14 protein-coding genes are annotated in these 14,561 nt (G+C 65.7%); 7 read left to right on the forward strand and 7 right to left on the reverse strand.

Features of this window, described 5'->3' with window-relative positions; all coding sequences use genetic code 11:
• Window positions 1–40: 40 nt before the first annotated feature.
• Both E2F48_RS08525 and E2F48_RS08530 read right to left on the reverse strand, forming a co-directional pair.
• Window positions 41–3,568, reverse strand: coding sequence for a P-loop NTPase family protein (locus tag E2F48_RS08525; RefSeq protein WP_133403590.1), 3,528 nt, complete (start codon window positions 3,566–3,568; stop codon window positions 41–43).
• A 495-nt stretch (window positions 3,569–4,063) separates the two neighbouring features.
• Window positions 4,064–6,823, reverse strand: a complete 2,760-nt coding sequence (locus tag E2F48_RS08530) for an alpha-amylase family glycosyl hydrolase (protein WP_133404111.1) — start codon at window positions 6,821–6,823, stop codon at window positions 4,064–4,066.
• Window positions 6,824–6,990: 167 nt separating this feature from the next.
• Between E2F48_RS08530 and E2F48_RS08535 the strand changes: the two genes are divergently transcribed.
• Window positions 6,991–7,419, forward strand: coding sequence for a DUF732 domain-containing protein (locus E2F48_RS08535; RefSeq protein ID WP_165968727.1), 429 nt, complete (start codon window positions 6,991–6,993; stop codon window positions 7,417–7,419).
• Between the two features lie 53 nt (window positions 7,420–7,472).
• Here the strand turns inward: E2F48_RS08535 and E2F48_RS08540 are convergent, their stop codons facing one another.
• Window positions 7,473–7,700 (reverse strand): DUF2188 domain-containing protein, encoded by a 228-nt coding sequence (locus tag E2F48_RS08540; protein ID WP_133403592.1) that lies wholly within the window; start codon window positions 7,698–7,700, stop codon window positions 7,473–7,475.
• 722 nt (window positions 7,701–8,422) lie between these two features.
• On the opposite strand from E2F48_RS08540, the gene E2F48_RS17310 reads away from it, so the two are divergent.
• The gene (locus E2F48_RS17310; protein ID WP_165968728.1) at window positions 8,423–8,758 is read left to right on the forward strand and encodes a hypothetical protein; all 336 of its coding nucleotides are present in this window, start codon (window positions 8,423–8,425) and stop codon (window positions 8,756–8,758) included.
• Between the two features lie 97 nt (window positions 8,759–8,855).
• Entirely contained in the window at window positions 8,856–9,641 is a 786-nt protein-coding gene (locus E2F48_RS08550; RefSeq protein ID WP_133403593.1) for a hypothetical protein, read from the forward strand.
• Window positions 9,642–9,737: 96 nt separating this feature from the next.
• On the opposite strand, the gene E2F48_RS08555 is transcribed toward E2F48_RS08550, so the two are convergent.
• On the reverse strand, window positions 9,738–10,094 hold the full coding sequence (locus E2F48_RS08555; protein WP_133403594.1) for a hypothetical protein: 357 nt from the start codon (window positions 10,092–10,094) through the stop codon (window positions 9,738–9,740).
• Window positions 10,095–10,225: 131 nt separating this feature from the next.
• Entirely contained in the window at window positions 10,226–10,528 is a 303-nt protein-coding gene (locus tag E2F48_RS08560) for a DUF4193 domain-containing protein (RefSeq protein ID WP_133403595.1), read from the reverse strand.
• Window positions 10,529–10,784: 256 nt separating this feature from the next.
• Between E2F48_RS08560 and E2F48_RS08565 the strand changes: the two genes are divergently transcribed.
• Window positions 10,785–11,591, forward strand: coding sequence for a GAF domain-containing protein (locus E2F48_RS08565; RefSeq protein ID WP_133403596.1), 807 nt, complete (start codon window positions 10,785–10,787; stop codon window positions 11,589–11,591).
• Window positions 11,592–11,644: 53 nt separating this feature from the next.
• Here the strand turns inward: E2F48_RS08565 and E2F48_RS17415 are convergent, their stop codons facing one another.
• Both E2F48_RS17415 and E2F48_RS08575 read right to left on the reverse strand, forming a co-directional pair.
• Window positions 11,645–12,379 (reverse strand): hypothetical protein, encoded by a 735-nt coding sequence (locus E2F48_RS17415; protein WP_185149804.1) that lies wholly within the window; start codon window positions 12,377–12,379, stop codon window positions 11,645–11,647.
• Window positions 12,380–12,509: 130 nt separating this feature from the next.
• Window positions 12,510–12,887, reverse strand: coding sequence for a septum formation family protein (locus E2F48_RS08575; RefSeq protein ID WP_165968729.1), 378 nt, complete (start codon window positions 12,885–12,887; stop codon window positions 12,510–12,512).
• A 223-nt stretch (window positions 12,888–13,110) separates the two neighbouring features.
• Between E2F48_RS08575 and E2F48_RS08580 the strand changes: the two genes are divergently transcribed.
• The 3 genes from E2F48_RS08580 (at window position 13,111) to E2F48_RS08590 (ending at window position 14,534) form a co-directional block, all read left to right on the forward strand.
• Window positions 13,111–13,554, forward strand: coding sequence for an SRPBCC family protein (locus E2F48_RS08580; RefSeq protein WP_133403598.1), 444 nt, complete (start codon window positions 13,111–13,113; stop codon window positions 13,552–13,554).
• A gap of 105 nt (window positions 13,555–13,659) precedes the next feature.
• A complete protein-coding gene (locus tag E2F48_RS08585; RefSeq protein WP_133403599.1) occupies window positions 13,660–14,307 on the forward strand; it encodes a hypothetical protein in 648 nt (215 codons plus the stop codon).
• The gene (locus E2F48_RS08590) at window positions 14,307–14,534 is read left to right on the forward strand and encodes a helix-turn-helix domain-containing protein (RefSeq protein WP_133403600.1); all 228 of its coding nucleotides are present in this window, start codon (window positions 14,307–14,309) and stop codon (window positions 14,532–14,534) included. The genes E2F48_RS08585 and E2F48_RS08590 overlap by 1 nt, the downstream gene beginning before the upstream one ends.
• Window positions 14,535–14,561: the final 27 nt, after the last annotated feature.

Genomic DNA, 14,561 nt, shown 5'->3' on the forward strand with positions numbered 1-14,561 from the left:
GGTGTCGCTCCGCTGGGTGAGAGTCATTGCCTGCAGATACTCACCAGCCGCGACGTCGGTCCTCCTTTTCCTTCGCCCGTGTGGCCTCGAGTTCTTTACCTAGTTCTTCGGCTGCCAGATCGCAGACTTCTGCAAGCTCGGGCTGTCGCTCCCTTAACGTCGCGAAGAACTTAAGGTCACTGAGAATCGCATCCGACTCGTGACCAGTCCAGTTGCGCCCTCCAAGCGCCCGGGCGACGATGTGGTTTGGAGCAACGTGTGCAGCCAAGAGGACTGGTGCGAGAGCCTCGACCGTGTGATCGCGGTAGCCCGACATCGATCTGAGTAGGACTGCTCCATCTACAACACCCACGGCCAGCAGATCGGAGGCGAGCTCCGTGTCGGCACCGAGCACGTCTGCTGCGTAACCGCTGTGAATTAGCTTTTCGGCACCGAGGGTCGTGACAATCCGCCGCTTTTGATCCCGCGGAAGGTTTCGCAACACATCAGGGAACGACTCGACCAGTCGGCGCGCACGCGAGGAGAACTTAGCCGTTTCGACGTTCGCGATGAACCAGTCTGCGCAGAGCTCGGGGTCGGTGGCGACGGCGTGCTTGAGCATCTCGCCAAGGCGCCATCGTGAGCGCTGTGGCAGCTGCTCGGGAACAGCCCCGACGAGTGCCAAGCGCCAGGCCGGCCTAAGCTCCTCGGGCAACGCCGGTCCATGACCTCGTGCTCCCTCTCCGAAGGTGACGGCAGCAAGGGCCCGTACCGCCGTGCGCGTATGCATGAGTAGTTCGCGCAGGATTGGAGTCACCGACTCATGGATCCACAGGTCGCCGATGAACGGTACGTCATCATCTGTCAAACCGCGGATGACAGTGCGTGCCACATCATCCAGCTCGCGGTCTTCGTACATGATTGCGCGCAGAGCCTCGGGGCGCAGCTCGGTCACCTCGAGAGCCGACATGACCAAGTCGCCGATATCGGCACCATCTAAGCGAGCCTTGGCTATCAACGGTGCGATGAGCGGGCGCGCGCGCGCCTCAATCGCGGCCTGCACCCAAGCACCAGGGTCGGTTACGTGCTCGGCAAGCGTGCCTGCGAATGGAGCACCCTCATGGTTGCCGTCGAGAATCGATGCCTCGACGACAAGCCGGCGGTACTCAGCGACGCCTTCCGCGGCAGTTAGCTTGTCCAGCTCACGGGCCAGATAAGTCCACTGTTCCCAGCGGTCGGCACTCCAAACGTCGATGTCGTCGTCGTCGGGCTCTCGCACTCCCACGAAGCGGGCGAGGCGATCATCGCCGACCGGAAGCTCCTCCAACGACGTAGGCCCACCGTTCCACATTGAGACGAGGGCGATTCGCTTGTTGACCCTAATCGGTACCGCTGGGAAGCGTTTTGCCAGCACCTTCAAAGTGCTGAGCACCAGTTCGGCGCCACTCGCGGCGACAACTCTGTCCTCGGTCGAGGCGCCACCCGCATGGTTGGTGATGCCTCCGGCAAGCGCGGACCACGAATCAAAGATTTTGCAAAGTTGTGCCACTGCGCGATGGGTGATGTTCGAAGCTGCCTCCCCGCGGACCCTTGAATCGATCGTGTCCCATAGCGCGAGCAGCGATTCCATCGCCCCCGGTGTCATGACGCCCTGCGACATGGTAAAGGAGAGATGGCTGCTCGGGTCGCTCCAGTTGCCCTCCACAATGGGGTCGAATACGTAATACGCGACCTCCGCGAATACCTGCCACCGGGCCTCGTCGGGGTCATCGTCGAACCACTCCAGCGCATATTTTAGGATGCGGTCGCGCAGGGTATCAACGGGTCCTAGGTCAGGGTCGAGGTATTGCGCCATGCCCTGAATGACTCGCATCGGGTGGTCCGGATACTGGTGTCGAGGCCGATCGTCCGCGAGTGCCAGGTTGAGCAGGCCACGGAAGGCCTCGCGGGAGCATGAACGGCGGAAAGCGCCGCGGAGGATTCTCTCTGCAGCTGCGCCATAGGGGTCGTAGCTGACATCGCCGTACAGGGCTTGAGGCTCACGCGGCGAGTCAAGGACAGCACGGGCGAGGACGGCAGCGCGGTCAGCCGAGGCTTCGTCGATGCCACTGTAAATCTCGACTAAAGCCAAAGGAATTTCATCGACCTTCTTCGCGGCAATGTCGGCGAACCAGGTATTTGCCAACGTCCGAACCCCTGTGTCTGGTACATCGTTGGCGACATTGAGGACTGTGCGGTCCAATCGCTCGTCGTGGGGAAACTTTTCAGCGAACGAGACCCAACTCCTTCGCTTTCGTACCCCAAAGAAGGTCGACGCGACAATCAACGAGCGGAGTGGAGCGAGCACAGACCACCTGTCGTTCGTCCGCTCCACGAGACCTCCTTGGGCAGTGACCTCGAGCCAAGCGATTAGATCGGCATACGGAACGCCAGCATGGGTCGCGACAACCTCGATGTCCTCAAGGGAGGCTGCACCAAGTGCGGCGATGCAGGCCAGCGCGTCATTGAGAACGGCGCTGCCGGCGATAGCGGTGGCCAGGCCTGCGACCTGATCGAGAAGTGACTGACCGGTAGCGAGGTCGTCGCCTGCACCGTTGATAATCAAGCGAGCAAGAATAACCGCCCAGCCCGGCCGGCCGTCGGACTGCTCGAGCACTAATGAACGCGCGCGGACACCGCGGACTCCGAGCGCTTGGATCATCTGATCGAGTGCGGCTCGTGCAAGCCGGTCCACCTCGACTCGCGTCGGATCATTGAGCAGCGCCTCGACCGGAGCCTCGGTTCCCGGCCACGTCGCAGCGACTATGGTGAAGCCGAACCGTTCCTTGCTGCGAATGCGGACCAGCTGTTCGAGGAGCTCCAAGTCAAGGTGCGCATCGTCCAGCACCACGGTCGATGGTTCTATGGCGAACAGGTCGTCGACAAGGTGATCGCGGGCAAGGCGGTCGACGAAGTGCACACTGCCTTCGAGCTCCGCCAGCAGGCGGCTCTTGCCAACACCAGGCACCCCTACTATCGAGACGTCGGTCGTCAGCATTACCGCGGCGCGCAGGTGCGCCAGCTCATCGTCCCGCCCGAACAGGCCGGTGAACGATGATGGCTCGGGCGCTTTGGCCGTCAGCGATTCAAGACGGCCCTGGACCCCGGTCAGCTCAACACGAAGGTCCGGGTCGCGGCGCAGGGAGTCAACCAGCCACTGCCTTGCATATATGCGCGGAACCGGGAGGTCGTGGGTCCTGCAGTAGGTCTCGATGTTGCGGCGCTTGGTGTCCGAAAGGTTATTGGATGTGATCATCACGAGTTGGTCAACCCGGAACGCCTCGCCCGCACCCCAGAATTTTCTCCACGTCTTATGGCTGCTCTTAAGGTTACTGAGGGGGTCCCCCGTCGTCACCAAAATCCTCCCGCGAGAGTCGGGCTCGTCAGCAATGGGCGCAATTATGTCACCGTCACGACCTCCATCACTGCCACCTTCAATGGGAATCACGTTCTCATAGTGGTTCGCCATCAGTGCCAGAGCACACCGCTCGAACACGTTGGCGTCAATACCTGCGTCGAGCCTCGCCGTAATGCGTTCGTTGAGATTCATAGATCAAGAATGCCAGTTACGCCGAGGCGGTGGCCCGCGCACTGCGGCAGGTCCGGCCGAGATCCGGCGACGGAAACGTAGTTGCAGCCCGTGGCGCTGGGGCTCATAAAAAGGGCGTGGTCCGTCACACGTTTACCACACGGAAACGATGAAAAACTTCAACATGTCATGGAGCATTCATGTCGTCGAAAACGCCTAAACTCCGCGGATTATCTGCACAATGACAGGCTCTGGCAAGTGTCGAACTAAGCCGTCCCCTGAGAAAAGGTCAGGGGTTCGATTCCCCTAAGCTCCACTGTTACCGCGGATCGTGGTGTCCCTTGTCGGGCTTGAGCCGAACTCCAGCGGGTTCTCGACTCTCCCTTCGCACTGCTCCTCATCTCCAGTACGGGACGCGGGCTCTTTCGGGCGTTCAAGCGCAGGGGCCGGCGCCAGGGAGCCTCGACATGACAGCGGCCGGGACCCTGAGGTCCCGGCCGCCGCCGTCCTCTTCGGTCAGCGCGTCGTAATCACGTGTGTGCGGTGGTCGTAGGTGAAGGTCACCGGACCGCCCGCGTGGTTGAGGGCGATGTTGCTGCCGTCACGGCCGCCGCCGGCACCGTAGTTCTCGGTCCAGCTGCGGTTGAGGGCCGCCTTGTACTCGTAGCTGCCTGCGGGCAGGTCGGCGACCTCGAGGATCCAGGTCCGCGACGCGTCGTCGAACCTCATCTGCGCCTGGTCGCACGCCGGATCCCAGTCCGCGCCGCACCCCAGTTCGGAATCGAGGCTGCCGGCCACCGCCACCGTGTCCGGCTGCTCGATGACCGACCCGACCGTCACGGTTCGAATGTCGCTGACGGAGGTGCCGAGCACCGCCCGGTACCGCACCTGCGTCCCCTCGGGGAGCCCGAGCGCCGCCAGGTCGTCGACGGCCGTGTAGGTCGGCGACGAGTCGTCGGTGCCGATAGCGGTCCACGCACCGCCGTCCACGCTCCGCTCGAGCGTCACGGCGTAGTCGGAGTCCTCCGGGCTCGCGGTCGCGGTCACCTCGACGTCACCCTGCACCTGCGTGCCCTCGGCTGGTAGCCCCATGGTGAGCTTTGGTGCGGGCACGGCCGCCGACGCCGACGGGGAGGTCCGCGTGTGGCGGCCGTTGTCGAGGACGACGGCGCGGTACTCGACGACGGAGCCCGCCGCCAGCGCGCTCGTGTCGTGGTACACGCTGTAGGGCGCGTTGTCATCGGTGCCGATGCTCGTCCACCCGGTGCCGGGAGTGCGGGCCTCGAAGGTGACCTCGTAAAAGGAGGAACCGGCGACGTCGGCGGCGACTCTCATGCGGCCGTTGTCCTCGGCGGCCGGAGCGGGCTGCTGCAGGCTGATGTCCGGGGCCTTGCCGGAGCGCGGAATCGCGCCGGAGAGCTCGTACACCACGGTGGACAGGGCTGGCACGGTGACGCTGAGGGTGCCGTCGGCGGCCGACCGGGCGCGCTTCGGGGCGTCGCCGTACACGAGGCTGAAACTGCGCTTGACCGCGTAGGTCGGGATCGCCGCGGTCTGCGGCTCGGTGCTGTTGTTGAGGGCCACCACGTACTCCCGCCGGTTCTCGGCGTCCACGCGGGAGAACGCGTAGATGCCCGGGCCGTCGGACGCGTACCGGTGCTGGTGCGCGCCGTTCCGCAGCGCGGGATGGTCGGCGGTGACGTCGGCCAGCGTGGCGATGCTCTGGTAGAGGGGGTGGTCTGCGTCGAAGTTGTCGGTGGCGTGCGTCGCCACGGTGCCCAGCAGGTCATCGTCCAGGTACTCGGGCACCTGGCTCGCGAACAGCGTCTGGCGCGCGTCCTGGTCGCCGCCGGGTCCCGTGAAGCCCTGCTCGTCACCGTAGTAAATCACGGGGTTGCCGCGGGAGAAGTACATGAGTTCATGGGCCAGGGTGTCCCGGGCCACCAGTTCGTCCTCCGGGGCCCCTGGGTTGTCCGCGGCCAGGAAGCTGCCGATGCGCCCCATGTCGTGGTTCCCGAGGAAGGTCGGCAGGCTGTAGGCGTTCGAGTCGGCATCCGTGTACCAGTCGTCGCCGGCGAAGAAGTTCTGGAGGTCGGTCGCCGGCGCGCCCTGCGACGCGTAGCCGCGTGCGGCGGCCTGGAACGGGAAGTCGAGCACGGACTGCATCCTGTTGCGGGTGGTGAACTGCGAGGTGAAGGACTTGGTGGTGTCGAAAACCTCGCCGAACATGAAGAACTCGTCCTTGCCCTGCTCCCGGGCATAGCCCAGCACCTCGGGGCCGAACGCCTGCCAGAACTCGTCGTTCACGTGCTTCATGGTGTCGATCCGGAAGCCGTCCACACCGAAGTCGGCGATCCAGGTCTTGTAGATGTCGATCATGCCGTCGACCACGCGGGGGTGCTCCGTGGAGAGGTCGTCGAGGCCGAAGAAGTCGCCGTAATGGGAGTCCTCCCCGGTGAAGGTCGTGTCTCCGCGGTTGTGGTAGAGCGTGGAATCGTTGAGCCACTCGGGGACTTTCAGGTCCCGGTCGGCCTCCGGCACCACGGGCACGTAGGGGAACGAGGTCGCCGGGTCGAGGGCGGGGAAAGTGCCGGTGCCCGCATAGTCACGGTCGTCGAACTCGTTGCCGTCGGCGTCGCGGTACGGCTCCTCGTCCTTGGAGACGTAGGGCGCGCGCTCGCCGGTTTCGTAGCCGATCACGTCGGCGGTGTGGTTGGTGATGATGTCGAAGTAGACCTTCATGCCTCGTGAGTGCGCGGCGTCGATGAGCGTTTTGAGGTCTTCGTTGGTGCCAAGGTGCGGGTCGATCTGCGTGAAGTCCGTAATCCAGTAGCCGTGGTACCCCGCGGAGTTGTCCTCGGGCTGCACTGCGCGGTTCTTGAAGCTCGGGGTCAGCCAGATGGACGTGGTGCCCATTCCCTGGATGTAGTCGAGTTCCTTGAGCAGGCCCTGGAGGTCCCCACCGTTGTAGTAGCCCTTCCGGGTCGGATCGAAACCGGAGACGGAGGGATCGGCGCCGAGTCCGCCGTCGTCGTTGGCCGTGCTGCCGTTCTGGAAGCGGTCGGCCATGACGAAGTAGAAGTTCTCATCGGTAACGGCGGTGCGCAGCGAGTGCTGCGCGACGGCGGGAGGGGAGCCGGGGTCTTTCGCGGCGGCGTGGGCAGGTAACGACGTGGCGGAACCTGCGACGAGCGCGGTCAGCACGACGACAGTGGCGTGGCGGGATTTCACGGATCTCCTTCGGGGAACGCAGGGTGAAAGATCAGCGTGCCGCATCTCACGCGGCGCGTCAGTCCTCGACACGAAACTCAAGTGAAGACTTTTCCGGAAGCCGAAGCCCGGCATCGCGGAACTGCCCGGCGGGATGGCTTCATGGCCGACAGGCAGCGGGAGCACGCTGACCTGGCACTAGAATCAGAGTCGAATACTTCCTAGGAGGACCCTTGAAACACCCCGCGGTTGTAGCGCTCGGCATCGCGGGAATTCTCCTCGCCGGGTGCGGCGCCGACTCCCGGACAGACGCGACTGCCGACTACCTCACACCGGGGGTCAAGGTGGCCGTCTCGGCGCTGACGGACGAGGAACTGCACGAGAAGGCGTTCCTCGACTACGTCCGCCGGGAGCACCCCGACCTGCAGTTCATGAAGGGCGACCAGATCATCACCATCGCCATGAGCTTTTGCAGGATGTACGACCAGGGCGGGGCCGCGCAGGATGCGAACAGCCTGATCCGTGCAGGGGACGCATCAGGTTCATACACCCCCGAGGAGTTGAAAACCATCTCCGGGGCCGGTGTCGCGTCCTTCTGCCCGCAGCACGTCAATAAGTTCCGGCAGGAAATGGCGATGCAGCAGGAGCCGATCCTCAGGTAACGAGCCGTGTCCGCCCCGTCGGTATCGGCCGTGCGGCACGAGGGCAGCAGCGTTCAGCCGCTGACGCTGCTGGGGTCGTTCCCGTAGGAGTTCCGTTCCCCGATCGTCCCGTCGATATTCCTGATGATGTGCTCCACCTTCTCCGCCTTGGCGACACTCCGGCCGATCCCGGCCGCCTCCTCCTTGGTGGCAGAAAGGCCCCAGGGCTTGTCGTCGACCGCCTGGCGCCGGTTCATCCACAAGCCCACGTCGTGGAACGTCTCAATGTCTCCCCTGGGCATGGGATCTCCTCTCGTTGGACCCTAGAGCGTCACCATACCGAGCGGAGAATGGCGGCGGCCACCTATTCCTTCGGGGAGGGTCGATTCCGGACCGCGCATGCGTCCGCGGCGGGAAATCGGCGCCGGCCGGGGCCGTCACAGGCGCACTCGCAAAGCGTTGTACGACCGTGACCAGCAGCACCTGCTGCTTGTGGCTGTGCGGCTGTATGGTCCTCCTATCGCGCGGCTTGTGGGGGCAGCCGCGGACGGTGACGCACGGTGTGCGGCGGCCAGGAACAGCCCCAATTGGGCTTCAACGAGTTTCGGATCCCTCCGCCCGCTTTGATGCGGAGGGCCGTTTGTCAGAGGGGCCTCCCTTCCAGATGAAAGTGCCTACAGTGAACACTCGGTTCCTCCTCTCCTTTTCAATCACGGCGATGCTGCTGGCGGGGTGCGCCGCACCGACCGCCTCTGGGCCCGCCGAACGTCCCGCACCCAGACCTTCGACCTCCTCCGTCCCCCCGACTCAGAGTGAGGAGCCGGAGGCCCCGGCCGTGTCCGCGGACCCGACTCCCCCGCCGGTTCCGTCCTCCGCACCGGCTCCACCGCCCGCACCCGCCACCGCTTCTGCGCCGCCGGCGGCCCCGGACCCTGCACCATTCATTCCGGAGGCACCACAGCCCACAGCACCACAGGCCCCTGCGGCATGGACACCGCCCCCTGCGCCCACCTCCGAAGCCCCCGTGGCCCAGCCTCCCGCGCCGGTGTACCCCGACCTGGTTCCCGCCACCGCCGCTGACGAGCCCCGGGTGGAGCGTATGGCAGGTTCCACCTGGACCATCTCCGGAGGCGGTTATGAACCGGGTGCACAAATCCATGTGTGGCTACTCCGGTACCAGACCGATACTGACCTCCTTAATGCTCCTGTGGTCACTGCCGACGCGAACGGCCGCTACTCGATGCAGGTCACGTTGTCGGCCGACCTCGCCCCGGGCCGCTACGGAGTGTTGGTCTGGTCCCCGCCGTTCCAGGAGGAGGCTAAGAGGCACGCGACCGTCGACGTCGTCGCTCCGGCCTGACCGGACGGGTTCGCGTTCCGGCTGAAGCTTTCGGGCCCTCCCTCCCGGGTAATGGAATTGCGTGAAAGAATGTGCAATCAAACCCCGAGGAGGCATCGTGGCCGAGACAAGGTTGAGCGGGTCCGGAAGCGCCGGGCGGGAGCAGGACAGCGATCCCGCTGTCCTGGCCCTGTCGGTCCTCACCGTGGTGATTTCGACCGGGCTGGTCGGCGTGCGGCTGCTGGCCGGGCGCAGGGCAAAGAAGGCCGTCGCCGTGAGTGCCAGGATGCTGGCTATTGACACCGCCGTCACGCTTCACGAGAAGGCCTGGAAACTTGCCGGAGGCGACCAGGACGTCGCCGGGGTGCACCACCGGCTCGACCGCGCCTACGCCGACGTTTCCGCCCTGGTGCTGGATCTCGGCGGGTCGGGGCGGGCTCCCTACGAGGGCCCCAGCTTCGAGGAGAGGCTGCGCCTGGCGGTGGAGGAGGCCAGGACGGCGCTCGACCGCTTCGAAGCGTTCACGCCGCCGGATCCTGAGCGCGTGATGGCCGAGGTGAGCAGCACGCGGGATGTCCTCGAAACGGCCGTCCGACCGCGCGCTGAGGAGGCCGGGGTGCCATGGATGTCCAACGAGCTGGCGTCACAGTGGGACCATCTCAACTGGGAGCCCTACCGTTTCATCGAAGAGGGTGAGGGCGCCGCCGCCCTCGCCGCGGCCGTTGACCGCTACCTTGAGGACGGCCGGTCCACTGAGGACCTGCTGGCCGCGCTGACCAGAATGAAGGGTGAGCTTGAAGACCGGCGGGACTGTGTCTATGTGATCGGGTTGCTCATCGACTTCACCTTCGACCTGGCCGAGAGCTTTGGCGCCCGCCCCACAAAGACATCGCCGCGGACCTAGCGGCCCGGCCCGGGGAAGGGTCCCGGATAAATGACGACGGTGCCGGAAACGGAGCCGGTCTCAAAGCCGGGTGCGATTGACGCTAACAGTGGAGGCCTAAGCCGCACGCCCGAGCGCGCCTGAACCCACGAGTGCGTCGGCGGCCGCAAGCGGCGCCAGGAGCAGCTGGCGTTGGCGGTCGGTGAAAAGTTCGGGGAAGCTGATGGCCAGGTGGGCGCCGTAGAGGGAGCAGCAGATGAAGTAGGTCCCATCGGTGCCGCCCATGACGGTGCTGACCAAAGCCCTGATCCGGGGCAGGTCCACCGACCGGCCTCGGCCAGCCATCGCCCGGGCGGCCCCGCGGTAATCGGTGTGTTCCTCGGACTCCCGGGAAGCCTCGGCGGCGCCAAGAAGCTGCTCGCGTGTCCAGGGGCGATCGAAGATTTGCGGTGCGGGAAGGACGGCGGTGTTCATGGTGTTCCTCGGTGGCCCGGCCTAAACGTCGTAGTCAGACTATGTGCTGCCACTGACAATTCGGCGCCGAACCCGCCTCCGGATGGGCGCGGGTCCGACGCCGCAAGGGGCCGGTCGGGGAAACTCCGCCTTTAGCCTTCGCACTCCCTGCAGTACTTGGCGCCGTTCTTTTCCAGCGCCAGCTGGCTGCGGTGGTGGACGAGGAAACAGGACATGCAGGTGAACTCGTCCTCCTGGACGGGAACGACCTCGACGAGCAGTTCGTCATCGACGACAGCTCCGGGAAGATCGAAGCCCTCGGCGGTGTCGCCGTCCTCGACGTCGATCAACGCGGTCTGCGTGGTGGCGCTGCGTTGGGCCTGAATCGCCTCGAGCGATTCGTTGGCCGGCTGGTCTTCCTGCGCGACGCGGGGAGCGTCGTAATCGGTTGCCATGGGGGAATTGCTTTCTTCTAGGAATGGACGCTGCACCAGAGTACATGTCGGGGCTGGAAAGGAAAGTCATGGACCGCTCCGGGCGGGAGCCCTAGAGTTGACGGTTTCGCTGCAGGCGCCGGGGGGAACGGCCCCGGGTGACGGCACCGACCGCGACGCGTTCCCGCTTTCTCTCCTCCGTCCGCCCTCTTTCAGTTACGGTTGACGGATAGACAAAACTTTACTGGAGTGAAAGGTGGGGTGGCGGGTGTTTGCAATGGACAGGTATGCCCAGCAGTGGCTGAGCATCGAAAGCGCGTCGGCCGCCGGGCTTGACTCCTATGACCTGTGGCTCAATTACGCAGGGATGGGCGGCCGTCTCGACCCGCTCGACGTCGAGGCCTACCTCTACGGGCTCCTGGTACTGCCCTCCCTTGAGCGGGACCTCGTTGCCCACGCCATCAATGAGATGCTCGAGGACCGCGGCTCCACTGTTCAGCCGGCGCCCTACAGCACGGGTGAGGTGTCGGCGGCCGCCGGCTATTCCGGCCAGCCCGGCGGCTGGCTCGACCCGGCCCTCAGCACCCTCGGTACCGCCGGCGCTATCCAGGCCGTTCAACGCGAAGCGGAGCTGCGGCGGCTCGCGTCACTGAGCCGCACCGGGCTTCTCGACACCCCGGGGGAGCCGCGGTTCGACCGGATCACCCGGCGCGCCCAACGCCAGTTCGGTGTCAGCTCGTCCTCGATTGCCCTGATCACCGGGGACAGCCAGTTCATCAAGTCCCTCGCCGGGCCCATCGGCCAGAACCTGCCCCGCGAAATCGCCTTCTGCAACCAGACCATTCGCGCCGACAGGATGCTCGTCGTCCCGGATACGCTCAATGACGCCCTCTTCAGCTCAAGTCCGCTGGTCCAGGGGGAACCGCACATCCGTTTCTACGCGGGCCACCCGCTGACCGGTCCGGGCGGCTGGAGGATCGGAAGCCTGTGCGTCATCGACGACAAGCCGCGGGCGTTCAGCGACACAGACGCAGCCAACCTGAAATCCCTCGCGGCACTCGCGCAGCAGGAAATAGACCGCTAGGTCCAGCGGATTCCCGCCTGCGGATACGCCACCAACCCGCCCGGGCAGTACAGCTAGTCCCGGGGCCGGTGGCGGGCGAAAGCGACGACGGCGCCCGCAAGCAGGATGAGCGTCCCGGCGATCCCCGCCACCCGGCTGACCTTCGCCGTGCTGGCGGCCGCAGTGTCGGGCGCAGCCGCTTCGGCGGCCTCTTCCTCCGACGGGGCCGCTGATCCTTCGGGAAGCTGGCTGGCGAACGGTGCCGTCGCGAAGGGTGCGGTTGCAAACTTGGGCGCGCTGGGCTTGAGCTTGGGCGGAACGACCATCTTGGGCGCGGCGGGTGCTGCCGGGAGGATCTGGGGAGCGGGAACCACGGGCAGCAAAACCGGCGGTTGCTGCACGACCGGTGCCACCGGGGCGGGCGCCGGTGGCGCTTCGGGCGTCGGTTCCGGGGTCGGTTCGGGCGTCGGCTCCGGCGTCGGCTCGGGCGTCGGCTCCGGCGTCGGCTCGGGCGTCGGCTCCGGGCTGGGGACTTGCGTCGGCGGTGGAGTCGTCGGTTCCACCGGAGTCGTGGGCGGAGGGTCCGTCGTGGGTTGGGGGTCGGGATCCGACGGCCCTGGATCGGTGGGCGGTGCCGGCTCACCCGGCGGCTCCTGTTGGCCCTTCTGCTGCCCGGGCGGCACGCCCCCGTCCTTTTCCGCTGCCACCTGGACGGCGTACGCGCTCACGCCGGGGGATCCCAGAAGGATCACCGCGCTCAGCGCCACTGCTCCCGCAGCCGATTTCAGCCAGCTCTCAGCCTTACGCACCGAATACTCCCCAGACTGCAGGGGCCTCCGCCCTGCGGACCTTACCCTATCCGGAGGGTTCAGGGAACGCACCAACTATTCGCTGAGGGGCACCCCTTGCCATTTGGTCGGGATGATGGCATCCAGGCTGTTACCGGCCGGCGCCCTTCAGGGATCCCGGGGCCGAGGCCCCCTCATATTCGCCGGCGAGGCAGATAACCTCCCGGTCGCCCTTCCAGGTCCAGGTTTGATCCGTGGGGTAGAAGGTGTACATGTCGAGTACCGATTCCTCGTACCGAAGGCCGATGAAGCGCTCGAACTCGTCGAGGCAGAAGGCATCGGAGGCTTCGAGGACCGCGTCCTCGCCGGGGTATTCCCCTTCGGGAAGATAGGTCACCGCGTAGGTCTCGAGGTCGTGCGTCTCGGTGCACGGAACCACGGTGAGTTCGTAGATGTCGCCGTCGCCCGGGTCCATGATGCAGTCACCTGTCGTGATGGAGAACGGGTTCGTTTCCAGCTCCTCAGTCACGGCGCCTGTTTTATCGCGAACCGGGACGTCCCGGTAGAAGCTGCACGCCGACAGTGGGCCCAACAACCCGAAAACCAGCAGAACCCCCAGCAGCCTTGAATACCCCGCCGGCACGCGGACATTGACGGCAACCCCCATTGCACTTCCCCCATGTGATCAACGCTTTTCCTCGGGACAATACAGCACGTCGGGGTGTGCCCGGGTGGAATGCCATACTCGGGGGATGACCGTCTACTTCGAGCGCACCACCCGCTCGCCGCTGCCCGTGCGGGAGCTATTTGAGCGGTCCCGCAGCATCGATGCGCACCGGGAATCGATGGCCCACTCCCGGGAGCGGGCGGTGGCAGGGGTGACCTCCGGAACGATTTCCCTTGGCGAGCAGGTGACTTGGCGGGCGTGGCACTTCGGCCTCCCCATTTCCATGACCAGCCGCATCACCGAAATGGAGCCGCCTCACCGGTTCGTTGACGAGCAGGTCCGGGGGCCGTTCCGCAGCTTCCGGCACGAGCACGAATTCCGCGGGGAACCCGGTGGGTCGGTGATGATCGACCGCATCGAGTTCTCGGCGCCGCTGCGCCCGCTGGGGCGCGCCGCCGAACGGGTCTTCCTGGCTGCCTATCTTCAGAAGCTCATCGATGTCCGCAACGAGTACCTGGCCAAGCCCTGAATCACCCCGTGCCGGTGCGTCGGCCGCGGGGCTATTGACGGCCGCTGCGGGCGGCGCTAGTTTATCGACATTCATAAACAACGAATTTCGATAAAGGGTGGAGATATGGCAGTAGCGGGTCGGAAATCGCCATCGAGGCCGAAGCGGAAGCCCGCGCTGGCGGTTTCCCGCGTCGAGGCCATGTTTCTGATGGTCGTGGCTGCCGTTGTTGGAGTCGCGGCCACGGCCCTCGCGCTCGCCGAGATCCGCGCCCTCCTTACCGGGCCGGTGACCCTGGACCTGCCCCTTCGGAATGTCGTCACACCCCGGATCGACGGCGTGATCGAGGAAGTGAGGGGCGCGCGCTACAGCAGTGTCGAGGTGGACTTCGAGTCGGTGCCCGCCACCGAGGGCCTGCTGCTCGCCGTCTCGGCCGGGCTCCAGGCCCTGATCGTTGTCGCCGTCTGCGTGATGGTGTGGGTCCTGTGCCGGCGGGTCGTGGCGGACCGGACGTTCACCCGGGGTGCGGAAGGGGCCATCGGCGTCGTGGGCATCCTCGTGGCGGTCGCCGGCACGCTGGCCCAGGCGCTCGGCTCCGCCGGGAAGGATCGGCTTGTTGGGTACTCGGGGTTGTTCCCCGGGGCGGACGACCGGACCGTCTTCTTCCTTGAGTTCAACCCAACTCCGGTGGTCATCGGGCTGGTGATGACGCTCTTTGCGACGCTCGTGCACCGCGGCCGGCGGCTCCAGGACGACGTCGTCGGGCTGGTCTGATGCCCGCCGAGTCCGGGGAGCGCATCCATTGCCGCCTCGATGAACTGCTCGAAGCCAGGGAGATGACCCTGACCGAGCTCAGCCGCCGGGTCGGAGTAAGCCTGGTCAACCTCTCGATCCTCAAGAACGACAGAGCTCGGGCGATCCGCTTTTCGACCCTGGCCGCGGTGTGCGAGGTGCTCGACTGCCAGGTGGGCGAGCTGCTGGTGGTGGCGGATCCCGGCTGACCAGGGACCCGGCCCCTTCCGGCCAGG

It is taken from the genome of Arthrobacter crusticola, assembly GCF_004357995.1.
In the GTDB taxonomy this organism is placed as follows: domain Bacteria; phylum Actinomycetota; class Actinomycetes; order Actinomycetales; family Micrococcaceae; genus Arthrobacter_D; species Arthrobacter_D crusticola.